Origin of the sequence: Devriesea agamarum (assembly GCF_900070355.1) — a bacterium.
Taxonomy (GTDB): domain Bacteria; phylum Actinomycetota; class Actinomycetes; order Actinomycetales; family Dermabacteraceae; genus Devriesea; species Devriesea agamarum.
Window position 1 is genome coordinate 1745432 of the sequence record NZ_LN849456.1, and the last position, 23814, is coordinate 1769245.

20 protein-coding genes and 1 tRNA gene are annotated in these 23814 nt (G+C 60.5%); 8 read left to right on the forward strand and 13 right to left on the reverse strand.

Going from position 1 to position 23814, the window contains the following annotated elements:
* Nucleotides 1–20: 20 nt before the first annotated feature.
* On the forward strand, nt 21–914 hold the full coding sequence (locus tag BN1724_RS07570; RefSeq protein ID WP_058234871.1) for a hypothetical protein: 894 nt from the start codon (nt 21–23) through the stop codon (nt 912–914).
* A gap of 65 nt (nt 915–979) precedes the next feature.
* Here the strand turns inward: BN1724_RS07570 and cls are convergent, their stop codons facing one another.
* The 6 genes from cls to BN1724_RS07600 form a co-directional block, all read right to left on the reverse strand.
* Nucleotides 980–2476: a cardiolipin synthase gene (gene cls, locus BN1724_RS07575; RefSeq protein ID WP_407919320.1), complete on the reverse strand. Its 1497-nt coding sequence runs from the start codon at nt 2474–2476 to the stop codon at nt 980–982.
* Nucleotides 2477–2517: 41 nt separating this feature from the next.
* Nucleotides 2518–3048, reverse strand: coding sequence for a hypothetical protein (locus tag BN1724_RS07580; protein ID WP_058234872.1), 531 nt, complete (start codon nt 3046–3048; stop codon nt 2518–2520).
* 202 nt (nt 3049–3250) lie between these two features.
* On the reverse strand, nt 3251–4282 hold the full coding sequence (locus tag BN1724_RS07585; RefSeq protein WP_058234873.1) for a Bax inhibitor-1/YccA family protein: 1032 nt from the start codon (nt 4280–4282) through the stop codon (nt 3251–3253).
* A gap of 101 nt (nt 4283–4383) precedes the next feature.
* A complete protein-coding gene (locus BN1724_RS07590) occupies nt 4384–5178 on the reverse strand; it encodes a YggS family pyridoxal phosphate-dependent enzyme (protein ID WP_058234874.1) in 795 nt (264 codons plus the stop codon).
* A gap of 169 nt (nt 5179–5347) precedes the next feature.
* Nucleotides 5348–6898, reverse strand: a complete 1551-nt coding sequence (locus BN1724_RS07595; RefSeq protein ID WP_231928195.1) for an arylsulfatase — start codon at nt 6896–6898, stop codon at nt 5348–5350.
* Between the two features lie 93 nt (nt 6899–6991).
* Nucleotides 6992–7933 carry a hypothetical protein gene (locus tag BN1724_RS07600; RefSeq protein ID WP_058234875.1) on the reverse strand — a complete coding sequence of 314 codons (942 nt, stop codon included), beginning with the start codon at nt 7931–7933 and terminating at the stop codon, nt 6992–6994.
* Here BN1724_RS07600 and BN1724_RS07605 point away from each other — a divergent pair.
* A complete protein-coding gene (locus BN1724_RS07605; protein WP_058234876.1) occupies nt 7932–8207 on the forward strand; it encodes a rhodanese-like domain-containing protein in 276 nt (91 codons plus the stop codon). The genes BN1724_RS07600 and BN1724_RS07605 overlap by 2 nt on opposite strands.
* A gap of 482 nt (nt 8208–8689) precedes the next feature.
* Here BN1724_RS07605 and BN1724_RS07610 read toward each other — a convergent pair.
* A tRNA-Leu gene (locus BN1724_RS07610) sits at nt 8690–8763 on the reverse strand.
* Between the two features lie 69 nt (nt 8764–8832).
* Here BN1724_RS07610 and BN1724_RS07615 point away from each other — a divergent pair.
* Both BN1724_RS07615 and BN1724_RS13315 read left to right on the forward strand, forming a co-directional pair.
* On the forward strand, nt 8833–11055 hold the full coding sequence (locus BN1724_RS07615; protein ID WP_058234877.1) for a helicase-associated domain-containing protein: 2223 nt from the start codon (nt 8833–8835) through the stop codon (nt 11053–11055).
* A 120-nt stretch (nt 11056–11175) separates the two neighbouring features.
* Nucleotides 11176–11562 carry a hypothetical protein gene (locus tag BN1724_RS13315; RefSeq protein WP_231928196.1) on the forward strand — a complete coding sequence of 129 codons (387 nt, stop codon included), beginning with the start codon at nt 11176–11178 and terminating at the stop codon, nt 11560–11562.
* Nucleotides 11563–11778: 216 nt separating this feature from the next.
* On the opposite strand, the gene gndA is transcribed toward BN1724_RS13315, so the two are convergent.
* A complete protein-coding gene (gene gndA / locus BN1724_RS07625; RefSeq protein ID WP_058234878.1) occupies nt 11779–13251 on the reverse strand; it encodes an NADP-dependent phosphogluconate dehydrogenase in 1473 nt (490 codons plus the stop codon).
* A gap of 429 nt (nt 13252–13680) precedes the next feature.
* Here gndA and BN1724_RS07630 point away from each other — a divergent pair, with 429 nt between their 5' ends.
* The 4 genes from BN1724_RS07630 (at nt 13681) to BN1724_RS07645 (ending at nt 18383) form a co-directional block, all read left to right on the forward strand.
* Nucleotides 13681–15324, forward strand: a complete 1644-nt coding sequence (locus BN1724_RS07630) for a DNA repair helicase XPB (protein WP_058235864.1) — start codon at nt 13681–13683, stop codon at nt 15322–15324.
* 184 nt (nt 15325–15508) lie between these two features.
* Nucleotides 15509–15940 (forward strand): LapA family protein, encoded by a 432-nt coding sequence (locus tag BN1724_RS07635; protein WP_058235865.1) that lies wholly within the window; start codon nt 15509–15511, stop codon nt 15938–15940.
* A 130-nt stretch (nt 15941–16070) separates the two neighbouring features.
* Nucleotides 16071–16784, forward strand: a complete 714-nt coding sequence (locus BN1724_RS07640) for a response regulator transcription factor (RefSeq protein ID WP_058234879.1) — start codon at nt 16071–16073, stop codon at nt 16782–16784.
* A gap of 30 nt (nt 16785–16814) precedes the next feature.
* Nucleotides 16815–18383: a sensor histidine kinase gene (locus BN1724_RS07645; protein WP_231928197.1), complete on the forward strand. Its 1569-nt coding sequence runs from the start codon at nt 16815–16817 to the stop codon at nt 18381–18383.
* A gap of 32 nt (nt 18384–18415) precedes the next feature.
* On the opposite strand, the gene BN1724_RS12625 is transcribed toward BN1724_RS07645, so the two are convergent.
* The 5 genes from BN1724_RS12625 to BN1724_RS07670 form a co-directional block, all read right to left on the reverse strand.
* A complete protein-coding gene (locus BN1724_RS12625) occupies nt 18416–19147 on the reverse strand; it encodes a DUF4031 domain-containing protein (RefSeq protein ID WP_084252866.1) in 732 nt (243 codons plus the stop codon).
* A gap of 52 nt (nt 19148–19199) precedes the next feature.
* Complete coding sequence (locus BN1724_RS07655; RefSeq protein WP_084252867.1) at nt 19200–20558, reverse strand: DUF418 domain-containing protein; 1359 nt, start codon at nt 20556–20558, stop codon at nt 19200–19202.
* Nucleotides 20559–20677: 119 nt separating this feature from the next.
* Nucleotides 20678–21667: an RNase H family protein gene (locus BN1724_RS07660; protein WP_058235867.1), complete on the reverse strand. Its 990-nt coding sequence runs from the start codon at nt 21665–21667 to the stop codon at nt 20678–20680.
* A gap of 93 nt (nt 21668–21760) precedes the next feature.
* Nucleotides 21761–23032: an MFS transporter gene (locus BN1724_RS07665; protein ID WP_058234881.1), complete on the reverse strand. Its 1272-nt coding sequence runs from the start codon at nt 23030–23032 to the stop codon at nt 21761–21763.
* Nucleotides 23033–23113: 81 nt separating this feature from the next.
* Entirely contained in the window at nt 23114–23758 is a 645-nt protein-coding gene (locus BN1724_RS07670) for an RBBP9/YdeN family alpha/beta hydrolase (RefSeq protein WP_231928198.1), read from the reverse strand.
* Nucleotides 23759–23814 lie beyond the last annotated feature (56 nt).

Sequence of the window (23814 nt, forward strand, 5' to 3'; positions counted from 1 at the left end):
AGTCCCGGAAAGGAGATCTGATGGGTGCATCTGGCCTACCTCCGGTTGATCCCGAAGACAGCGGCACGCCGGAACTGCCAGACCTCTTCGCTGAACGGTCTCCTCACGGCCCCGCACTGAGGGCGCTGGAAATCCGGCACACCAAACGCCACAATATGGTTAAATTATTCCTTTTTATGGCGTCCTTGTTTCTCGTTCTCGGGGTCCTCCTCAGTCAGTGCGCCCCGGGGTCGTCAACCAATAGCAACCATCCAAAGAATTGGGTTAGCGAACAGCCCATCGCCCATCAGCGTGAACCGGAATATATACCTAACCCTGAAGACCCTCTCCTCCAACCACCGCCGCTGGTTTTCACAGAGCAGCCAACGTCACCGTGCCCCTCGACATCATCGGTCCCGACAACGCCACAGACGCCGGACGAGACCCGCGGTGGCGCGCTGAGCTTTCACAACCCACCCGGGTTCAGCCAAGCCTGGGCCCATCGAGATATCCCCTACACCCAGGACCACAATGGGGTGGCTCGCCACGTCGAGAAAAACTGGTTTAGTGCCATCGGTGTGGCCGAAGTGTCGTGGCAGGGCGGTCCCTATCCCGGGAACGAAAAAGCGGCGGCCGCACTATTTCAGTGCTACGCGACTTCGGCAAGTGTCTATGAACAGTTCGGAGATGACTCCTCAATCACCGATTACCGCAGCGAGCAGATGACCGTCGATGGCCACTCAGCCTGGATTGTGCAGGCCACCTATCATTTCCCGAAGCGAAATTTGTCCACAACCTCGTCCTCTATTGTGACCTCCATCGTGGTCGATACTCCGCACGGCCACGGTGTGTTGATCTCAGATGTCGCCGCGGACTACCCCGAGCACGTGCAGGCGCTTCATGAGGCTATTGCCAGCCTCCGGGTCGGGCCATAAGGGCCACACGGATATAGGGGCCAGCGCATCGCAGCGGTGAGCAACCGCTTATGCGCTCAGCGCGTCTACACAATCGCAGAGGCCAGGCGACACAGATTATCCAGGTATTTCACCAAACGCGGGCGCGCCCGCCATTCTTCTAAGGTGAGTTCCCGGCTAGCCGCGCGGTACTGGCGTTCGACCTCATGCATTTTCTCCATGAAATCGCGCCCACCGATCATCAGTGAGGACTCCATATCGAGGAGGAACGAGCGCATATCCATGTTCGACGACCCGAGCACGGCCACAGAATCATCCACGGTGAGGTGCTTGGCGTGCAGAATATATGGCTCCCGATACAGCTGGATTTTTACCCCGGCGGCTAACAAGCCCTCATAGTAGGAACGCTGGGCGTGGAACACCAAGAACTGGTCGCCAATTTCGGAGACGAACAGTTCCACTTCGACCCCTCGCCGAGCAGCCGTGACGAGTGCCGCCAGCATTGATTCGTCGGGAACAAAGTACGGGCTGACTGCGGTGATCTTGTGCTGGGCGCTGTAGAAAAGCTGATTAAACAGCAGCAGGTTATTTTGCTCGACGTAGCCGGGGCCACTTGGAACTAGCTGGCATTCGTAGGCGCCATCGGTATCCTCCGCCTTGACCACTAGGGAGTCCATCGGCAGGGTCTCCCCTGATTCAAAAAACCAGTCCGTGCCGAAAAGCAGGTTGAGCTCCGAAACAATCGGGCCGCGGAACCTCCCCATGGTTTCCTGCCATTTCAGCCCCCGCTTTTTGTTGGCCCGCTTGTCGTAGTGACGAGCGATAAGGTTTTGGCTCCCGACCCAGCCCACCTGGCCGTCGATCACCAAAATCTTCCGATGATTACGCAGGTCAGGACGCTGGAAGGCGCCATCGCTAAACGGTTTAAACGGCATCATCGGGTAGTGCTCAGCACCGATACGATCCAGGAATTTACGCATCCGCCGATACCCGGGTTTGCGGAACACCGAACCGAGGTGGTCATACAGAACCCGCACCGGGACTCCACGGGAGCGCACCTGTGCTAGCGCCTCAAAAAATGGTGCGGTGATGTCGTCATAGCTCGCGGTATAAAACTCGACGTGCACGAATTTTTCCGCGGTTACCACATCTTCGGCCATCCGCATGATGGTGTGGTCGTAATCGGTAAACAAATCGGCTGAATTATTTCCAGTCAGCGGGAATGCTCCCAGTTCGCGGTTGAGTCGAATCGCTGACTGCAACCAGCTGGGTGTGTCCAGGTCCAGCTCGGCATCGGAGATCTGATCAGAGCGTTCACGCATCAGCTCTGTGACGCTGCGCTGTTTGCGACGGCGTTTACGCGGCAGCTGCGCTTTGCCGAGCATGAGGTACAGCGGAAATCCGATGATCGGGAAGATGAAGATCGCAAACAACCAGGCAATCGCCGAACCCGGACGCCGATTGCGCGGCACCACGATTAAGGCAACCAGACGCAAAGTGACGTCCAGTAGCAGAGCAGCCCAGGCCACCACCACAACAACTTCGCCCGGCAACCAGAAAAAGAGGCTGCGGATAAAACCCAACGGGTCATTGAGAATAGAAATGATCGACGGCACGCCCTCAATCACGGTTGCCTCCCATGTGTCGTCGAGGCCGAGCTCATCTCGACACCCGAGGGTGTGACCACAGATCCATCACTGAAGACTGCGGAGGGTGCAGCCACAGATCCATCCTGGACGGCTGCGCTCACGGCATCCCTCATGCGATCTATCACCCCGAGTGCACTTTCCGCGAGCGCCCGTTGGTCTGGGTGAACCATCTGGTCAGAGCGCGCCTTACCCTCCAACATTGGGCCTTCTACTGCCTTAGCCAGGTCCCGGATAATAAGCGCACACAGGTCGAGAGCATGCTGCGCGGATACCGCGGGCAGGGGCCGTGCAGGCCGGCTAACTGCCTGGCGCTGCACATCGGCGAGGTCTTGTACCAGGGGGCGAAGCGCAGCCCATAACGCATCGGCTCGAGGAGGGGGCACTGCGCTCCAGGCTGTGAGCAGTTTGGTCGCTTCTGATTGGATGAGGTCACTGCGCAGCATGGGCACCGCACTATCTAAGGAGTCTGATGCCGGGGCGGCAAAAGGGGTGATGGGGAGGGTCATAATCACCTCAGGATACGGTGCTGCACCGACATCTCGGGAACCCGCCCAATACTTAAGCGCTGATTCACCATGGAACAGACCCTTCTTAGGTCTGCCTCACCATGCATTCCCGGCAACGCAACGGCCCGCCGCTACGAGTGAGCGACGGGCCGTTACTTATGGTTCAGTGGGCAACCCGGAACCGAGCGACGCGATGGGCGCCTCAGTTATTGCCGCGGAGAATTGCGAGAATCCGCAGAATCTCCATGTACATCCAGACCAAGGTCACGGCAAGACCGAAGGCGCAACGCCACGCGAAGACCTTCGGAATACCGTTGTTCACGCCGTTCTTAATGTCCTCGAAGTCCATAACCAGCGAGTACGAAGCCAGCAGCACGGCAATAGCGCCGATCAGAAGACCCAGCGGGCCCGAGCGCAGACCGAAGTCGCCGCCGACCACGTTGAACATCATCAGGACGACGTTCGCGAGGCTGAACAGCAGATATCCGATCAGCGCAACGAAGAAAATCTTGTTCAGGCGGGGGCTCGTACGAACCACCCCGAACCTGAAGAGCACCAGAACAGAAACTGACACGGCCATGGTGGCCAGAACTGCCTGGACAGCGATACCCGGGTAGCGAGACTCAAAGAACGCAGAGATTCCGCCGAGTGCCAAACCTTCAAACGCGGCGTAAGCCATGATTAACGCGGGGGACGGCGTCCGCCTGAAGGAGTTCACGAGACCGAGGACGAGACCGCCGATCGCTCCCAGAATCATTAGACCCGTGGTGATGGCTGAGCCGGTGCCGCGGGCACCTTCACCGCCGACCAGACCAAATGCGATCGGCAGCACGCCGCTGATCAGGGCAACCAGCGTGATGATGCCGAGCACAATGGCCGACTTGTTCATCACGTCTTCGTAGCGCATCCGACCGGTGTCGAACGCGGTGGCCGACGGCTGGGCAAACATCTGCTCCATCTGCTCGGCGGTGGCGCCGTGCTCAGGAGAAGCTGACTGCTGCTGGTTGCCGTAGCCGTACTGGGTTGAAGCGGGCTGGCCGTACTGTTGTGACTGCGGCGCATAGCCGTATTCAGTCTGCACGTACTGGCCTTGGTAGCCGTACTGGCTCGGAGCGGTTTGTCCGTGCTGTGGCGCCTGGGCGTACCCGGCGCCTCGTTGAGCCTGGTCGAAGGACGCGTAACCGCCCGGCTGGAACAATTTGTCCCCGCCGAGAACTGGGTTATGCCTCGCCATAGTGCCTCCTAGGCGTCGTAAAGGCGTCACCCGCCGGAGCCGACGGATGTAGTGACAACTACCTTAACCTCAGTCGCGCATTATCTATTCCCGACGATGGTCTAACCTGGACGACTTTGTGAGCCCAAGTGCGAGCCCGCAACGTGGGGACGGGGTCCAAACGCCGCCGAACCGACCCGAACCAGCGTGGAGCCTTCAGCAATCGCAAGGTCCAGGTCGCCACTCATCCCCATCGACAATTCACAGCGCCCAGTGCTCCACGGCACTGCGCCAGCCAAATCCTCACCCAGGCTCCGAAGCCGAGCGAAGGAGTCTCGCACCCGGATGGCATCGTCGCTGTGTGCGCCGATGGTCATGAGACCACGCACTCGCAGCCGGCCTCCATCCGTCAGACGAGAGGCAACCTCGGCGATGAGGTCTAACTCCGGCGCGAATCCGGCTTTGCTGCGTTCGCCCGATGTGTTGACCTGGATAAACACATCTCTGCAAAGATCATCCAGCTCTGCGCGGCGGTGAAGAGCAGCAATGACGTCATCACGGTCCACGGACTCAATCACGTCGCAGGCACGCATCACATCGCGCACTTTATTGGTCTGTAAGCGTCCGATGAAATGGAGTTCTGGCGGGTTTGCCTCGTCTCGAGCAACCTCATGTTTGCCCAGTTCTTGCGCTCGATTTTCTCCAAACAGCGCGGGCCGATTGTGCGCACGCAGCGCCTCGCCGGCGCACCGCACCTCGTCGGCGGTGCGGGTTTTGGTTGCCAGCAAAATAGAGACATCCTCCGGACGCCGGCCCGCCTGGTGCGCTGCTCTATGAACCCGTTCCACGACCTCGGCAATTCGCTGTGCGATGCCATGTGCTACCCAAGCGTGCTGTTCACCCTCAACCACCGTCATTCACTCCCCTTAGATGCCCTGTCATTTTTCACTCCCCCTAGCCGCCTTGTCATTTCATGCCATCTGTCATGTCGTGCCACCTGCTATTTCATGTGGTTTTTCAATGCCATACCGGTCGTCATGCCATGCGGTTTTTCGTGTCACGCAGCCTGCCAATCCATGCGGTTTGTCATTGTGCCCACCGCATCAGCGAGGATGACTCCATCACCTCGCGCACTCGCGACGATTCCGTGATCACCGGCCTGCCGGGTATGAGCCGCCCGTTCTGAACGAATCCCTCCTCACGCCCCTCCAAAGCGACGATCAGGCGGCAGCGAAGATCGTCCCGCACCGTGTGATCGGTGTCGTCCCGGGGCGCCGTGACGAGATCATTCAGTTCCTGCGGGTCGGAATCGAGGTCGAAGAGCTGTTCCCGGCCACTGCCGCTAAACCAACAGAACTTGTGTCGACGGGTACGGATCCAGTGCATGGATTCTCGGCATCCAAAATGGTCAATGACATGTTCGCCGTGCAGATCTTCCCTCCAGGGCGGCGCATCGCCACCGGTCACAAGCGGAAGCAGACTGCGCCCATCGACGCTCTCGGGGATCTCGGCCCGGGCAAGGTCCAGCACGGTCGGCATAATGTCGCGCAGCTCAACCACCTCCCGGCAGCGCAGGCCCGGTTGGACATGGTTCCCCTGCGCAAGCCGGGGCTGCCATCGAGGCGGGACCGACATGATCAACGGCACCCGCGCACTGCCTTCGTACCCGACCGACTTCCGGTACATGTAATGATCACCCATCATGTCGCCGTGGTCGCTGACAAAAAGTATGACCGTGTCCTCGGCCAGCTGATGGTCGCCGAGGGCTTCGAGGAAGCGACCGATCTGGTGGTCAATATGGGTGATGTTGCCGTAGTAGCCCGCCACGGCCCGCCGATGAACATCCTCGTGCTGGCGACCAAATTGCGCCTCAGCGTCGTGGTCCGTGCGAAAACCAGCTAGATCGTGCACCCACTGTCCGATCGGCGGCTTCGGTAATGGCGAACCGAGGTACTGGTCTAGCGCCCAGCCTGGCGGGTCAAAGGGTGCGTGAGGGCGGTGAAACGACAGGTAGAGGAAGAACGGACAGCTCACATCCCGACGGTCGAGCCAGTTGATCGCTTCGGTCACCGCCCATGTCGTCGGATGATAGGCCTCCGGTTTATCGAAGGGGCGGGCAACCAGCGAGTTACAGCCGACCCCATCATCATTGATGTCGACACCTGCCATGCCCGGTTGCGCTCTGAGCCAGGTGAGGTAGTCGTCGTGAGCGGTTAGATGGCGGTGCCCGTAGCGGCGTCCCACGTGGAGGAAACCGTCGTGCAGGCGCACATCGTCAAACCCGCATCGGCTCCGTTCGGGGAAAACATGCATTTTCCCGATGGCCTGCGTTTGGTATCCGTGCTCGCGCAATACCCCCGGCATGGTGACCGGATGTGCGTCGGGAAACGGCACCTGTTCGCGATATCCGTAGCGCCCATGGCGTTCTTGGGACTGTCCCGTGAGCAGACCAACGCGCGCTGGCACACAGGTAGGGGTGGCTGAATAGGCGTGCTCGAACACCACCCCGCTCTGGGCGAGGGCATCTAGCCAGGGCGTTCGCACCACTGGATGCCCCAGAGCGGATATCGCATCTGCTCGCATCTGATCCACGCAGATCAGAACGATGTTCGGGCGTTCTTTAGATGTGTGGTGCACGAAACCAGGGTATGCCGGTTGGTGCTCATGAGCTACTTACCCTGATCGATACTTCTGTGGACTCAGAGCAGGCGTGGAGCCATAGAGTTTGCGCTACACAGTTCTTGTGGCGTACATGGAATCGATTTGGCGAAGGATCACGTCAAAGAACCGCCCCGCTGGAAGCACATGCAATTCGACGGTGCCTTCTTCCGGCATGATCGCCTCGAATAAACCTTTATCAGGAACGTACACTGCTCTCCACCATCCATCCGGGTGCCGGATGAGGAGCTCGGTCCACGGTTCGCCACCCATACTCCCGTCAACCCGCCCTTTGTATTCCTCATGTGGGATGCGCCATGGAAAACCGAAGCGAATCGCGGGAACTACTCCCAGCCATGCAGCTACATCCGCGGGTAAACGCTCTGGGCCAAGTCCGTATGCTTCCACATTGGCCGTATCTAACGCGTACGCGGACTGTCCGCTAGTGCGTATGACGAGCACTCCGTCCCTACCTGAGTAGGCCACATAGAAGCCTTCTTCCGAACCACGAGTGATACCCGCGTGAAACACCTTAGGACCGTCAACTCGCACGCCCCAGGCGTTGGCCAGCATCCCAATCATGGATTTCGACACGGGGCGCGCGGATTCCGGCACGGCTGCTGGGATCACGGCAAGATCTTCGAAAGGAAAGCCCGCTCGAGTGCTCGCGTACTCGTCAAGCTGGACACCTACTTCGCTGGTCCCGGCTGAGGCCGTGAGAATCGCCTTGGCATCTGCCGCAAACCCTAGGTGCGCCGCAATCCAGTCGAATGCTCCCTCGATGTTGAGCGCTTGGGATGGGAGAAACGATGCCGAGACATGCAGGTGGTGCTCGCCGGTGGCGAAAACCCACTTCTTCACCATGACGTCGAGATGTTTCTCTGTGGGGTAGGTAAAGACGATCACGCGGCCGAGCGGGGGATCTTCGAAGAAATCAGGAGGCTGGTGGAACCCGTCAACACTTACTAGTTTGGCGCCCGGATGCTGCTGGAAAGCTGCATTGATCGCAGCCATGGAAGCGTCGACTAGCGGGGCTGTGTTCTTCGTTGAAGTGAATACCACATTGGGGGCGAAAACGGAGATTATTGCCGTCCGCGACAAGCACGAGTTCGACATCGTCGATGTTCCCTACATCCTCAACCCGGAACAGGGTCGGATACTGAACGACGAAATGCTCGGTCTCCACCTCGTGAAAAGGGATCTCGGGGGGCGCCTCGGGGGTGGCGTGGTGTTGATCAGTCATCGCCTCCGATTTGCCTTCCTTAATTCCCGAGCGGTTTTCCTTTGATCCCTAGCCGCACGTTCAGCCTGCCGACGCATTTCACGGCCTTCAACAAACCACCTCGGGAGCATAAAATTCGGCCACATCCCAAAGAACCCGAGAGTTCCAACTATCCCAAATACAGCAATGGAGATACTAAAAATCTTCACACCTACCCCTACCCCCAACCCGGAGCGAAAAATCCGGGTACACCCAGCACGATCAGCATAATTCCGAGAAATAGCAGAGAAAAACCGCCACAGGATTCATAACCGCTCGCATAAGCCCATCTCTTCCATCTGCCTGTGTAGGCCAAAATCCCGCCGACACAGCAACACAGACCGATCAAGATCAAAACAACACCCATGTTATGCACCATCCGCTCGAACTGATGGGGTAAATCGGCGCAATAGCACCGTTATCGCAATGATAGTCGCAACCTGGGATGATTGCGGCCAGCACCATTCGTGGGGTCGCGACGCCGCAAAGCCCACACTTCGACACTTCAGTGCCCCCGCCGGGACTCGAACCCGGACTGTGAGGATTTTAAGTCCCCTGCCTCTGCCAATTGGGCTACGGGGGCCGGTGCACGGCCGCAGCACTAAGGATACTGGTTTTTGGGGAGTCCTCGCGCACGTATCCTGGAAGGACCATGGCGGCGCGTCCTCGTTCGCTCGCAGATTCACTGCGCAGCTTCTCCGATGACCGGCTCACCGAGTTGTTCTCGGCCCGGCCTGATCTTGCAACGCCCGTTCCCAAGGGGATTTCTCAGCTCGCGGCCCGAGCCGCCGGAACCGGCAGTGTGCATCGCGCCCTGTCCAGCCTCACCCTGCCAGAGTTTCGACTCGCGGAAGTGTTATGTGCTCTGCCCGACGGCACCTCCCTGCAAGCTGTCGCCTCTGCCTGCGGGTGCACCCCCACCGCTGTGCGCGGCCCGTTATACCGTTTGGCTACCCTCGCGCTCGTGTGGGGGGATAAGAATCTGACCCCGGTGAGGTCGCTGCGCTCCATCCTCACCACTCCGGCGGGCTTGGCCCCGGTCCATGAGAACGATCCCGACCCCTCAACCACAGCCGCCCTCATCGCACGACTCGATGATCGGGATCGCGCTCGCGTAGACCAACTGGCATGGGAAAGCAGCCGGTTGCGCGGGGACCCGTCATCGCCGACAGCCTCTCTCCTTCTACGCTCAGGCATAGCCCGACAAGACGGCGATGACCTGGTCATTCCCCGGCCCGTGCAGCTGGCGTTGCGGGACGGGCTGGTCTATCCCAGTCTCCCGGTCGATCCCCCGGCGATTCCCTCCGGAGAGGGCCGCAACGAGGTGCCCGAGAGCACAATTCAGGCGCTGACAGCCCAGGCCATTGATGCCGCGTTTGAAACCATCCGCGTGGTGCGTCAGCTCACCCTGTTCGACGATGATCCTCCATCCGTTTTGAAGCGTGGCGGTTTAGCGAGTCGTGACCTCAAACGGTTAGCGACCCGCGCCGAGACCACCTCGTTTGCTTTCGCAACACTGCTCCACACCGCATGGTCGGCCGGGCTACTCGGCCACAACGGACAGGTATGGCAGCTGACCAGAGACTATGACGAGTTCGCCGGACACGATTCGGCTGAACGCTGGTCAGAGCTCGCGACCGCCTGGGCCGGAAGTCACCTCGTGACCGGCCTGGTGGGAACTGCGGAACCAGCTGGACGCCTGATGGGACAGGCGCCCTCAAAGTCTGCCCCTCAGCCTCGGCCCGCGCTGTCCGACTCCCTTGCACCACCCGGGGCCCGCACCCGTCGCCGGATTCTTCTGCGGTTTCTGGCGCGTGGTGGATGTGCCGTGCGCGTTGAACCATCCGTTCTCACCGACGTTCTATCATGGTCATTCCCACTGGTCAGACGCAGTTTATTGGAGGTTGAAACCGACTCCTTTTGCCGGGAGGCCAGCGTTTTAGGCTTGCTCGCCGGTGGGGTGCTCTCACCCCTTGGCCTCGCCCTCGCTTCTCACCTCGGCGGGACCGATGTTGAAGCTCAACGCGCCGCTGCCCGCACGTTTACCGATCTCGCTCCTGCCCCCGTCGAGGACATTTTGTTGCAGGCGGATCTCACCGGGGTTATTCCTGGGCGCCCGGGTCGCCGCGTCGCCACCGTGTTGAACTGGTCCGACACGGTATCGCGCGGAGGCGCTGTCACCGTCCGTTTCAGCTCATCCTCGATTCGCCGGGCTCTTGAGGCTGGACGGGATGTCGATGACCTGCTGGATGTTCTTGGCAGCTGCGCCCCCACGGGTATTCCGCAAGCATTGGAGTATCTGATCGCGGATGAGTGTCGCCGGGTTGGCCAGGTCAAAGTGGGGCGGGCAAGCACGTTTATTACCGGTGATACCCAAATACTTGACCTTTTGCTGGCCCGTTCCGAAGCTGCGGTGTTGGCTCTGGCACGGATTGCCCCCACCGTCGCGGTCACCAGTTCCGACCCGGGATTTGTGATGCAGGTGGTGCGCTCATGCGATCTGGCACCGCTCGCGGTGGGAACAGCGGGACGGACCGTGCGTCTGCCCTCTGAACACGGTCTGCGTGGCGGCCCCGTGGAGACGCCGCGCATTGAGCGCAATAACCAGCCCGAATTACAGCTTCCCGCCGACGAGGTCGTGCGCAGACTGCGCACCGCCGATGCCCATCCAGATCAGACTTTCACGGTCACTGACCGGCTCCTTGAGGCCATCGCGGAAGGCCAACCACTACACATCGGGATCGTCGATGGGAAAGGCGGAATTATCACTAGGCAGGCCGTTCCGCTATCCCTGGACGGGGGTCGACTGCGCGCCCGCGATGTGCGCGGTGACGACGAGTTCACGGTGTTGGTGCATAGAGTGACGCTCGGATAATGTGAGGCTTTGTCACGCAGTCACGCCGTCACGAAAGTCACCTGGACGGCAGAATCCGCGTCATGGACAATATTCGCGATAGTTTGCCCTTTTCCGCAGTTCACTCTCCCCGAGGATGTCATGAGCGATAACAACCCCTACACCCAGCAGTCGCCCTACAACCCGGGCGAGCCCAGCAACCCAGGCGAGCCCTACAATGCAGGCCAGCCCTACACCCAGGCAGCCCCCTACGCCCCGGCGGTCCCCAATGCTGGCGATGTCGAGTCGGCGCGCACTCGGGCTCTGGTCGCCATGATCATCGGGTTTGTGTGTGGCGGCACAATCCCCGGCATCCTCGGCCTCGTCGCCTTCCTCAAAGCCAATGATGACCCGCAACAGTCCCGCACCCTCACCAAGTGGGCATGGATCGTCTTCGGGATCTTCTGGGCAATCGGAATTATCTTTTTTATTCTCTATGTTGTGCTCATCATCTTCGTGACAGCCGGCACCGCACCCTCAGGAGTCTGACCAGGCGGTTTAGCGACGGGCTCCGCGGCACCCGGATCGCCCGTATGAGCACGGTGAATGCCTCCACGGCACCTCACCCAAGAACGGCAACTTCACAGCTAACACCTGACCCAATCCGGTGTCGGCATCGCCATCAACCCTCAGTAGCGCACGTGGGCCGGCATCCTCAATGAGGATGCCGGCCCACGTCAGTAACCAGCCCGCGTCAGCTAAGAGTCAGTGCGAGGATCCCTCCGACTCAACTTCCTGACGGTCCTCCGACCACAAAGTGTGAAAGGTGCCGGGAGCGTCAACGCGCTTATAGGTATGCGCACCGAAGAAGTCGCGCTGCGCCTGCACCAAAGCGGCTGGGAGTCGTTCGGCACGGATAGCGTCGTAGTACGAAAGCGTCGAGGAGAACACCGGGGCCGGGTACCCCGAGGTTGCCGCGAAGGCCACGATGCGCCGCCACGCCGGCACCACCTTGCGCATTTCCTCAGTGAAGTATTCGTCCGACAGCAGCAACGGAAGATCGCTGCGCCGCTGGTACGCCTCGGTGATCCGATTGAGGAACCGAGCCCGGATAATGCAGCCACCGCGCCAGATTCGAGCCATCGCACCGCGGTCGATGTTCCACCCATACTGCGCGGCCGCAGCATTGATCTCGTCGAAGCCCTGCGAGTAGGCCACTAACTTGGATGCGTAGAGCGCCTGACGCAGATCTTCAATGAACGCGTCGCGGTCAGCGATCTCGACCGTCTCGGCGAGCGCGGGCAGGCTAGCGCGGGCAGCCTCACGCTGAGGCACAGAACCGGAGACAGAACGGGCAAAGGTTGCCTCGGCAATACCGGTCACCGGAACCCCAAGGTCCAGCGCGGTCTGCACGGTCCAGGTTCCCGTGCCCTTTTGTCCAGCCTGGTCGAGGATGATATCCACAAACGCCTCGCCCGTCTTTGCATCGACGTGGCGCAACACCTCGGCGGTGATCTCCACCAGGTAAGACTCCAGTGGTCCCCGATTCCATTCAGCGAACACGTCGCCAATCTCCTGGGCGCTCATGCCGAGCGCGCGGTGCATGAGGTCATATGCCTCGGAGATCACCTGCATGTCGGCATATTCGATGCCGTTGTGGACCATTTTGACGAAGTGTCCAGCGCCATCGGCCCCCACATACGTGCAGCAGGGTTCCCCGTCCACATGGGCCGAAATCTTCTCAAACATGGGCCCGAGCCGGTCATACGATTCGGGGGTGCCACCCGGCATGATCGACGGCCCGTTCAACGCGCCTTCTTCACCGCCGGAAACTCCAGCCCCCACAAAGTGCAGCCCCTTCTCGCGCAGGGCCGCCTCACGCCTGAGAGTATCGGTAAACAGCGCATTCCCGCAGTCCACGATGATGTCACCCGGTTCCATCCGGGAGGCGAGCTCATCAATCACTGCGTCGGTTGCACGTCCGGCTTTGACCATAATGATCGCCACCCGAGGTTTTTGCAGGGACGCGACGAAGTCATCCATGGACTCCGAGGGGTAAAACGAACCTTCATCCCCATGCTCATCCATCACTTTCTCGGTTTTGGCCACGCTGCGGTTGTGGATCGCGACGTTAAAACCTTTGTGAGCGAGGTTGCGCGCGAGGTTGGATCCCATCACCGCCATTCCGGTCACGCCGATATCGGCGACGTTCGCGGGCGAGGGTTCAAAGCTAGCCATATAGATGCTCCTTGTGCTGGTGCGGGAACGGCGCGCGGTCGTGTATACCCTGCAAGGCCCGTATCGCGGCGAGTTACCACCGGGCTACGGGATCGACCGGGCTCAATGGGCAAGAGTTTAGTCATGCGAAACGAACGGAACCTGATTCCTGGTCGAATGCGGGACCGCAGTTCGCATGCACGGCACTGTTGCACAGCGGATGTGAGGCACCGTCACCGCACATAGGACAGGTGAAGCACTAACCGGTGGTATACCCAGGGCACGTGAATCACTGCTGTTGCACAGCATGGCGTGCGCAACGGCGGTGATACCGGCGCTGAGCAGTGTCTGCGGGCTCCGGCATGCGCGCAGATAGAATCGGCGGGGGCGAGATCGGATACAGCAATGGATGGCAATGGCGTGAATAACGGCGGTATAGGCGGTAGCAGCGTGAGCGGCGGAGCACTCATTGTTCAAAGCGATAAATCTTTACTCCTGGAAGTTGCCCATCCAGATTCGGAAGCCGCCCGTTTCGCCATCGCCCCTTTCGCTGAGTTAGAGCGCGCACCCGAACATGTGCACACCTATCGGGTGACAGATCTTGGACTGTGGAACGCCCGCGCTGCTGGGTACGACGCGGAAACCGTGGTGTCTGCCCTGGTGGAACACTCCCGCTACCCGGTTCCACATTCGCTGCTCGTGGATGTGGCGGCGATTATGGACCGTTTCGGGCGTCTCCAATTGCAGGCCGATCCTGCACACGGCCTAGTGCTGCACGCTTTAGACCGGGCTGTGTTGGAGGAGGTGCTGCGCGCTAAACGAGTACAGGGCATGCTCGGTGCTCGGCTGGATGAGGCCACCGTACTGGTGCATCCCTCGGAGCGAGGGAACCTTAAACAAGCGTTGTTAAAGCTGGGGTGGCCCGCTGAAGATCTCGCCGGATACGTGGACGGCGAGGCACATCCGATGGCGCTGGTGGAGGACGGATGGTCGTTGCGTTCATATCAGCGCGAAGCAATTGACGCTTTCGCCCATGGCGGCTCCGGTGTGGTGGTTTTACCCTGCGGGGCCGGCAAAACAGTGGTCGGTGCCGGAGCCATGACCCGGATTGAACGCACCACACTGATTTTGGTGACGGGGACGGTGGCAGCGCGGCAGTGGAAGTCTGAGCTGGTGCGGCGCACCTCGCTCACCGAGGACGAGATCGGTGAGTACTCCGGTACCACCAAACAGATCCGCCCGGTCACCATTGCTACCTATCAGGTCCTCACCTCGAAACGGGGTGGAGTGCATCCCCATTTGGAGCTGATGAGCGCTCGCGATTGGGGCCTGATCGTATACGACGAAGTTCATCTGCTTCCGGCGCCTGTGTTCCGCATGACCGCTGATTTACAGGCTCGACGCCGTCTGGGGCTGACGGCGACTTTGGTGCGCGAGGATGGCCGCGAGGGTGAGGTGTTTTCACTGATCGGGCCGAAGCGGTACGACGCCCCGTGGAAGGATCTGGAGACCCAGGGATACATTGCGCCTGCGGATTGCACCGAGGTGAGGATCACCCTCCCGGATGCGGACCGGCTGGCGTATGCGATGGCGGAGGCTGAGGATCGCTACCGCCTGGGGGCCACGCATGCGGCAAAGGTTCCCGTGGTCAAGGCCCTGGTTGCTCGTCATGCGAAGGATCGAGTGCTGGTGATCGGGCAGTACTTGGATCAGCTGGAAGAAATCGCCGCGGCGCTCGGGGCTGACCTCGTGACAGGTCGAACCAGGGTGTCCGAACGCGAGCGACTATTCGAGGCGTTCCGCAGCGGGGAGATCACTCGTTTAGTGGTCTCGAAGGTGGCGAACTTTTCCATCGATCTTCCGGAAGCGGGCGTGGCGATTCAGGTTTCTGGGACCTTTGGGTCGCGTCAGGAGGAGGCTCAGCGTCTCGGTCGTATTTTGCGGCCCAAGGGGGATGGTCGGGCAGCTCATTTCTACACTTTGGTCACGCAGGATACGCAGGATCAGGATTTTGCCGCGCACCGTCAGCGTTTCTTAGCGGAGCAGGGGTATGCGTATCGGATTGTGGATGCCGATGACATCCCCAATGCATAGGGCTCCGCTTTTCGGCTCCCTTTTGAATTTCCCCTATCTAGGCTCTCCCCAGCTGGGCCTGGACCAGCGACAATGAGGCCCTGGGGCGACTAAAGTGAGGGGTATCCCGCTCGAGGTGATCCAATGCGGCCCGTCTCGGTGGCCGCTGCCGCGATGAGATATCCGAGATGTGAAAGGCCTTGCCATGACCACCCCTGATCCCGTTCCTCCCGCTGACATTCCGGCAACCTCGAACCCTCAGCCCACCGCTGAGCCGAGCCCTACCTCTGCTCGCCGTTCCACAGCGGCCCCGGCCCCGGCCCCGAAGGTTAAGGCCTCGCCGGAATCGGCTGATCATCAGGGCGGAGGTAAAACAGCTGCCGTCTGGATTTCACTGATTATCGGCGCGGTCATCTTGGTTTTGCTGCTGGTCTTCATCATCCAAAACAGTGCGTCGACTCAGTTCACGTACTTCTCGGCGCAGTTCTCGCTGCCGCTCGGGGTCGCGATGCTGCTCGCGGCGATTGCGGGCGCTCTGGTGATGGCGCTGGTGGGGTCGGTGCGTATGTTGCAGATGGCGATGCGCATCCGGCGACTGGAGAAACAGCAAGCTAAAGCGAAACGCGCTTTCGAGTGAGCGTGATGCGGGGTGCGTGTCTGTGCGGGGGTGTCCTCGCGCAGCCTCGGATCCAGCCAGCCGAGATGCTATCAAAGTATGCTCACCCGACACTCAGGAAAATCACAAGATTGTCCCGGAAAATCGTTGCATGAGCACCGATCAGGAATACGAGGCACGGCTTCTCGTCGTCGACGACGAGCCCAACATCCGTGACCTACTGGCGACGTCTCTGCGCTTCGCCGGATTCGAGGTCTTTACCGCATCCAATGGCAACGAAGCGATCCGTCAGGCCACCGAAAACACCCCTGACCTGATCGTCCTCGACGTCATGCTGCCAGACATGGACGGATTCACCGTCACCCGTCGACTGCGCGACCGAGGCGAACACTTCCCGATCCTATTCCTGACCGCCCGGGACGACACAAAAGACAAGGTGGCAGGCCTAACCGTCGGTGGAGACGACTACGTCACCAAACCATTTAGCCTCGAAGAAGTCGTCGCACGCATCCGCGCCGTGCTGCGCCGCACCAGCATCCAAGGACAGGACGCCTCAGACAGCGCACTGATCGTCGGCGACCTTCGCCTCGACGAAGATTCCCACGAAGTCACCAGAGCCGACTCCCCCATCGAACTGTCCCCCACCGAGTTCAAACTGCTGCGCTACCTGATGCTGAACTCCGGACGGGTTGTATCCAAGAACCAAATCCTCGACCATGTATGGGATTACGACTGGTCAGGAGAGGTCGGCATCGTGGAGTCCTACATTTCTTATCTGCGTCGAAAGATCGACATCGTCGGCCCGCCTATGATCCACACCAAGCGGGGCATCGGCTACGTGCTGCGCCCTGCTGAGAGCCGCTAACGCAGACGCCCACCCGCGTCCCCATCCGCCGTGCGTCCTAGGTTCTTCGATTCGTCCCGTCCCGTTTCACTGTGGACACGCTTTGTCGCGCTCGTTGCCTTTGTGCTCATCGCAGGCACGCTGATCACGGGGATCGCGTCTCTGTTTCTGCTGCAGCGCACCCTCATCCAAAGTGTCGACCGGGACCTAGAACGCGCAATCACCCCGATGGTGGCGCGGGCCAACGATGAACGGCAACCGTCCGAACTGATCTCGTTCTCCCCTATCGATTTCGTCGTGGAGTATCAAAATACGGCGGGCGAATCCGAGGGGAGGTACACCCACGCCCCTCAGGAAAACGTTCCGGTCAAGTTCCCACCACTCACCCGGGCTCAGGTGCTCGCCCTTAACGGCAGGCAATTCACCATCGTTGACTCCAACGACACCCGGTGGCGAGTGATGGCCGTTGCCAGTAATGTCCCCGACGGGGACTCCGTGCTCGTCGCCCTGCCGCTGCGCAGCGTGGACCGGACCATGCACGAAATGGGCATCGTAGTGATGATCGTGGGCAGCCTCGTCGTACTGGTGGGCATGTGCACCGGCGGGTTCCTTGCCCACCGGGCACTAGCTCCGCTGCGCGACGTCGAACTCACCGCCAGCCAGATCGCCGCCGGAGAACTATCTAAACGCGTCCCCGTCACCGATTCGTCCTATGAAGTGCACCAGCTCGGAATCTCTCTCAACGAGATGCTGATGCACATTGAACGCTCATTTGAAGCGCAGGCAATTTCCGAGAACAAAGCCACCGCCTCCGAAGCGCGCATGCGCCGCTTTGTCGCCGATGCCTCCCATGAGCTGCGCACACCCCTAGCCGCTATCCGCGGATTCGGCGAACTGTATCGTATGGGTGCGCTCACGAAAGACGACGACGTCGCCTCCGCGATGCGGCGCATCGAAGACGAAGCCCAGCGCATGGGCTCACTGGTCGAAAATCTTTTGCGTCTAGCCCGGCTCGATGAAAACCCGCACGTCGATCTCAAACCAGTTGACCTCACCGGTGCACTCTTCGACGCCGCCCAGGATCTAAGAGCTCTGGACCCAGCCCGCACAGTCATGGTGTGCTCACTGGCGGGCACACCACTCACCGTCTCCCCGCATGTTCCAGTCACGGTGCTCGGCGACGAACCGGCACTGCGCCAGGTCATCCTAAACCTGGTGGGCAACGCCAACCGACACACCCCGAAGGGTTCCCCCGTGGAACTGGCAATCGGCACTCTCCGGCCCGGCGTTATCGCCTTTGAAGTGCGCGATCACGGTTCCGGAATCAGCCCGGAACAGCGGGAGCGGGTTTTCGAGCGGTTTTACCGCATGGACTCATCGCGTCAGCGCAAGCCCACCCAGGGAGGTGGAGCGGGCCTCGGTTTATCCATCGTGGCAACCATCGTCGAACAGCATGGCGGTCGGGTATCCATTCACGAAACCACGGGCGGGGGCGCCACCTTCCGTGTCGAACTGCGCGCCGCACCCGATGAGCATGCGGATGAGCCCGTGCCCGATGTTACCGCTCCGAGCGAGCCCACATGCTCACAACGCAGCGGTACAGCTCCCACCGAATCCTAGTTTCTCGCCGACACGGTAAGCACCGTCTAGTTTCAGTCAGTGACCTGCCCAATCCACTGCCGACGCAGCCCCTGTGCAGGATCTGTATCCCAGCGCCCGACAGCCACAGCCCCGTCCACGAGCGCGAGGGCAAACGCCCCAGTCTGATCAATGCACCCCGTGTCCACAGCCTGATTACCACGGCCCGACATCACAGCTCGACCCCTGCGCGCAGAGGCCACAACCCGATCAACACGAGCGAGAAACGATGCGGCCCGCTCACGACCGAGCTCGTCATGAGCCTCGATTCGAGTATGAACCCGAAGGTCGTATCCATCCCGCGGCACAGTTCGCGCCGCTACAAGCCCCATCCCGTACCGACCGAGATTGCGGGTGATCCGGAATGCACCGGGGCGGGCAGGAAGATCGACGGTGTGTCCACGCATCCCGCAGATGAGATCGTCCGGGGCGCTAATTCCCAGATCAGCGGCAGCTTCTCGGGTGCGGCGACACCGAGCCGCCTCCCGCATGCGCGCAGGAATCCGAAGGCCGCTGCCGATCAGTGCTCGCACCAAAATATGCGAGTCCACCGGCTGCGCTCCGGCCTGGAGCAGCGCCCGCGTTGCACAGCGCGGATAGTCATAATGGTCGAGGTCAAAGCTTCGCGGGTGCAGCCCCGCACGGGAGGCAACCTCGTGCAACTCCGCGAGCGAGGTGTCCGAGACGACATGACCCCATTCGGTGCCATACCGAGGCCAGGTCGCCGGGTCGAACACAACACTCACGCACAGTATTGTCGCCCCGCCCCAAGCTGTATCGGGTGGGGCACTGCACGTTTCAGCTCGCAGCTAACCCAGGACGGCGCCGCCCGTACATCAAACGGCGCTGAAGAACCTCAAAGGGTCCGCGGCGTCCACGCTTATACAGGAACCACGCCACGCACATCGTGCCAACCCAGGTAGCGACCCCGATCAACGCCGCTTCGCATGAGCCGACCTGACTTCCCAGCCCGACGGTGAATTGGGGAAAGACAATGAAGGACACAATCGTCTGAGCCAGATATCCGCTCAGAGACATCGACCCCAGCGCAATCGCCGGAGTCAACACGGTGCGCACAACCGGCCAGGTCGTCGCCCGATAGGCAATCAGCGCACAAGCCGCCGCAAAACCGATCCCCCCGGCGAGTCCGGTGAGCTGGTGAACCGAGGTAGTCGCCACCAGCACAACCCAGTGCCCAGTAAGGTGTCCGGGACTTTCCTGGGCCAGGATCATCGCCGCCGGAATAGCACCGAGCACCGAAAACCCCGTACCCGCGTAGAGGAAAACACGGAGCAGACGCAGATGCTTGTGCGGCTCTTCCAAAAGCTTCGACCGTGCCATCAACAGACCGATCAGCATCGGCACAAGTAGGCCCGTCGATAGTGGAATCGTGGTCACAGTAACCAGACCCCATTCGATGAGGCGGGCGAGAGTGGCCGTGAAATAGTCCGGGGCCGTCGCTGAACTAAACGGGGTGCCAGCAGCTCCGGTGAAATAGGTACCCGCGGCGTCGAGCGCGCCAAAAAGAATCAACCCGGGAATATGCAGCGCCATCACCAAAACCACAAGCGATCTAGACAGTGGGGCCAATAGCGTGACGACAAACCCGATAATCGCGTACGCGGTGAGGATGTCCCCAGCGAACATGAAAATACCGTGCGCCGCACCTATCGCAAAGAGGACGGCATAGCGCCGAAACATGGTGTAGACCCATTCGCGGGTGGTTTCCCCTCGCGCAAGCGAACGGCGATATAACACCCCGATCCCGTACCCGAAAAGGCATGCAAACAGCATGATTCCTCGGTTGTCGATAAAGAGCGCCGTGAGCACGTTCGTGACGCGATCGGCAAGCGACGCGTCAATCGGCTTCATCAAGATCGACGTCGGTGACCCGCTGAGGTACACCACGCTGTTAGCGACCACAATTCCAAGCAGCGCGATCCCGCGGGCGAGGTCTGGGGCCATCGCACGCTTGGGTGCCGCTCCGCGTTGCACATCCGCCGCGCACTCCGAGCCCCTAGCGTGTTGTAGATCCCCCTTGTGCATAGCTACGGCGCTTTGTGGTTGACCGGCGGGTAGAGAGCCGGACGCTTTTAGCCCTAAGGGTTGTTGGCGTGCATCTTGGTCGTCTGAAGTTACTGGAGGGGAAGTCGTCATGAAGGCGTCTCCTCAATAATGGCCTGAATAATGGCGAGGTTATAAGACAATACCCGCGACTCAAGGGCGCTGCGCTCAGAGCTCGATGACGCCGCGACAACAAGTCAACGATGCTTCACTCACGACACAATGGTTCCCTGGCGGAATCTCAGCAGCCAAGGACCTTCGCCGTCGTGGCTAAGTTCGCGAATCCACAGGGATGAGCGCATCACGATTCCATGCTCAGACTCAGTTTGGTACGTCACCAAAATGGCACGCGGTGCAACTAACACCGCACGAAAATCAGTAGCTGACAGTTCAGGATCCCATCCTTCAATGTGATTGGGCATCTTGCCGTCGGCACCGGCCAGGATGGCCACCCGATCTGTGCGTTGCCCCAAGGACCCGATACTCTCGAATTCCGGGTGCAGCAGTTCTTCCATGCGGGTGCGATCTGTATGAACAGTCTCGGTCAAAAGCGAGCGTTCCAACCGCAAAACGTCCTGCTCATCGGTATCGAGCGCGGAGGACTCGAAATCAGCAAACGCCGAAAACAGGTCCAGTTGCAGTTCGTCCATGTCAGCATCGCCATTGGCGTCCGTATTCGCGGTGACACCTGAGGGAACCGGCGACGTCTCGACCGGGCGTTCCTCTAACGCGGCATCTCTGGTGAAACCGGGACCCGTCGGAGCCGAAACCCCTTTACTGAAGGCCGTCGCAACCGCCCGCGCACGCTGATCGGCAGCCTCGTTGAGGTCATGCCCGGCGTGCCCCTTTACCCATTCAAACTCGACGCTGCGCCCCTCTAACGCCGTATCAATGCTCTTGAGGAGATCAACGTTGAGAACTGGTTTACCGTCTTTCTTTTTCCACCCCTTCCGTTTCCATCCTGGCATCCACTTGGTCACGGAATTAATCACGTATTGGCTGTCACACAAGATCAGCAGGTGTTCGTCGGCGCGAGAGGCCGTAGATTCAAGCAGATCTAGAACAGCCTTTAACTCCCCCATATTGTTGGTGCCGTGTGCCCACCCTCCGGCATGCCAGGTGTTCTCGTCGATGTACCAGGCCCACCCGGCAGGCCCCGGATTGCCGAGTGCGGATCCGTCGGCGGCAGCAGTAATCGTCATGGCCACCATCGTGACACACGGGGATGACATCGCCGGGCTCGGGAACCTCACCCGTCTCCCGCGCGGGCGGAAAAGCTGGGTCGGTTCCCGTCTCTACGCGCGCGTTATCCGCGCTGTGGACGTCGGCCTGAACACGAGAACCAACGCCAACACACCCAAAGCGATGGTTGCGGAGACCACGGGAAGCCACACGAACGAAGCTCCGACGATGACAGCGCCGAGCGCTGAACCGCTAGCGATACCGATTTGCACGCTGGTGACGTACACGGCAGACGCGCGGTCGGCATCGCCCTCAGCTATGTGCATGACCCCGGTCTGAAAAACTGGACCGCTCGCGGCAAATGCCAACCCCCAAAACGACACGGCAACAACCATGCTGATGCTTCTCACAAGGTGCGACGCAGGCAGCGCAGTGAAAGCGAGCAGACTAAGTCCGCTAACAAAAGTCACCATGGTGACTATTTCAGCGCGGCGCGCCCCGAGGTCGATGATGCGGCCAATGAAGAACGTTCCGATAGCTCCAGTGATACCGAACAGTGTCAGGATACCGATGACGGCACTCGCACTGCCGATGGTCTCGGTGATGAGAACGGCCACGTATGTGTAGGTGATGAAGTGTGCCGTGACCAGCAGAACCGAGATTCCGCACAGGGTGAGTATCGCCCGCCAGGCCATTGATTTCAGCTGCCGGGTTACCGATGCAGGCCCCTGTTTTGCCACCCCCTGCCGACTTCGTGACGCGCCGAGCCGGCTTGCGGCCTCGGATGCGAGATGAGTTGTATCGCCCTCCGCGCGGGGAGTGCGCACCGCCCATAACACCGCGAACGTCACGAGTACCGTCGCGATCATCAACACACCCGCGGTTGCCCGCCAGCCCATCAATTCGCCGATGAAGGTAGTGCCAGGGCTGCCGAGAATGAGCGCAAGAGAAGATCCACCGAACACGACCGCAGTCGCCGTACCCACCCGCTCACGCGGCACCAGATCTGCCGCAGCAGGGTCGACCAGCGACCAAAGCACTCCATGGCTGATCGCGGCGCTGAAACGGCTAATAGCCAGCATGACGAACGTCGTTGAGACAATCGTGATGATTTCCGCGATAACCAGGCACACCAGAGATGCCACGAGCGCGGTTCTGCGGGAAACCCGCGAGGCCAAGGCCACGGTCGGAATGGTGCCCAAAGCAGCGACGACGGCATAACCGCTCACAAGTAGCCCAGCCTGCCCCGTCGAAACATTCACGCTCCGTGCAATGTCTTGAATCAGACCGACCGGGAATACCTCGAAGGTGACATAGACAAAAGTTGCCCCGGCGAGCGCAGCCAAGCGAGCACCAGGTGCGGCATCAATCTTGGCTTGATCCATCAGCGGGCACCGTTACCCCGGAGGCGCCCTGACAGATGAAAATCGGCCCCCGTTAGCTGACGATGCGCCGTCGCCACGCGCTCACCACGTGATCGCGTCGCGCACAGAGGGCAGCTTCGTGATGCCATCGGCGGCGAGAAAGTGTCCAGCCCCCGGGACGATTCGGGCCGACGTGCCGAACTGGCGAGCCACATGATCAGTCAATGCCGGAGGGACCAGCGGATCATCGTCGGAGCGGATCACCGCGAGATGCCCAATATGCTTGGCGAGACCCGATACATCGCACCCGTCACCGATGAAGGCGTCCAATTCTGGCAGGGCAGGAAGCCGGTCGGTGAACCCGGCGACCAGCACCAACGTGCCGAGCCGCCACACTCCGGGAAGCGCACTCAGGTAGCGCATGACGGCTAAGCAGCCGAGGCTGTGCGCAACCACGATCGTGCGGTCATCCGGTTCGCCGAGCACCTCTCGCACACTGTCGGCCCACTGAGTGGGGTCGGGATCGGATGGATTCGGCAAAGCCGGGACCAGAGTGTGAATACCGTCAGCTTCAAGCTGGCCGGCCAGCCATCCGAACCAGTGATCATCGGGCGTCGCGCTATAGCCATGGAAGATCACGGCACCGAGCTTGAGATGTGCCCTCAGCTCCGAGCCGAGCTGGACTCCATCGCCAGCTATCTGAGCGCGAAGCAAGCCGAACTGCGCGATACGCAACAGCGACTGCACCGGCTATCTTCCGCAGCGAGCTAACCGACCGCGGTCGCCAGAGCCCAGAAGCATTC

What these genes read in the sequence shown, in the direction of transcription:
- BN1724_RS07570 (WP_058234871.1), top strand. Translation starts at nt 21, where the DNA reads ATGGGTGCATCTGGCCTACCTCCGGTTGATCCCGAAGACAGCGGCACG.
- BN1724_RS07580 (WP_058234872.1), bottom strand. Translation starts at nt 3,048, where the DNA reads ATGACCCTCCCCATCACCCCTTTTGCCGCCCCGGCATCAGACTCCTTA.
- BN1724_RS07585 (WP_058234873.1), bottom strand. Translation starts at nt 4,282, where the DNA reads ATGGCGAGGCATAACCCAGTTCTCGGCGGGGACAAATTGTTCCAGCCG.
- BN1724_RS07590 (WP_058234874.1), bottom strand. Translation starts at nt 5,178, where the DNA reads ATGACGGTGGTTGAGGGTGAACAGCACGCTTGGGTAGCACATGGCATC.
- BN1724_RS07605 (WP_058234876.1), top strand. Translation starts at nt 7,932, where the DNA reads ATGGAAGCGTCGACTAGCGGGGCTGTGTTCTTCGTTGAAGTGAATACC.
- BN1724_RS07600 (WP_058234875.1), bottom strand. Translation starts at nt 7,933, where the DNA reads ATGGCTGCGATCAATGCAGCTTTCCAGCAGCATCCGGGCGCCAAACTA.
- BN1724_RS07615 (WP_058234877.1), top strand. Translation starts at nt 8,833, where the DNA reads ATGGCGGCGCGTCCTCGTTCGCTCGCAGATTCACTGCGCAGCTTCTCC.
- BN1724_RS13315 (WP_231928196.1), top strand. Translation starts at nt 11,176, where the DNA reads ATGAGCGATAACAACCCCTACACCCAGCAGTCGCCCTACAACCCGGGC.
- gndA (WP_058234878.1), bottom strand. Translation starts at nt 13,251, where the DNA reads ATGGCTAGCTTTGAACCCTCGCCCGCGAACGTCGCCGATATCGGCGTG.
- BN1724_RS07635 (WP_058235865.1), top strand. Translation starts at nt 15,509, where the DNA reads ATGACCACCCCTGATCCCGTTCCTCCCGCTGACATTCCGGCAACCTCG.
- BN1724_RS07640 (WP_058234879.1), top strand. Translation starts at nt 16,071, where the DNA reads ATGAGCACCGATCAGGAATACGAGGCACGGCTTCTCGTCGTCGACGAC.
- BN1724_RS07655 (WP_084252867.1), bottom strand. Translation starts at nt 20,558, where the DNA reads ATGACGACTTCCCCTCCAGTAACTTCAGACGACCAAGATGCACGCCAA.
- BN1724_RS07660 (WP_058235867.1), bottom strand. Translation starts at nt 21,667, where the DNA reads ATGACGATTACTGCTGCCGCCGACGGATCCGCACTCGGCAATCCGGGG.
- BN1724_RS07665 (WP_058234881.1), bottom strand. Translation starts at nt 23,032, where the DNA reads ATGGATCAAGCCAAGATTGATGCCGCACCTGGTGCTCGCTTGGCTGCG.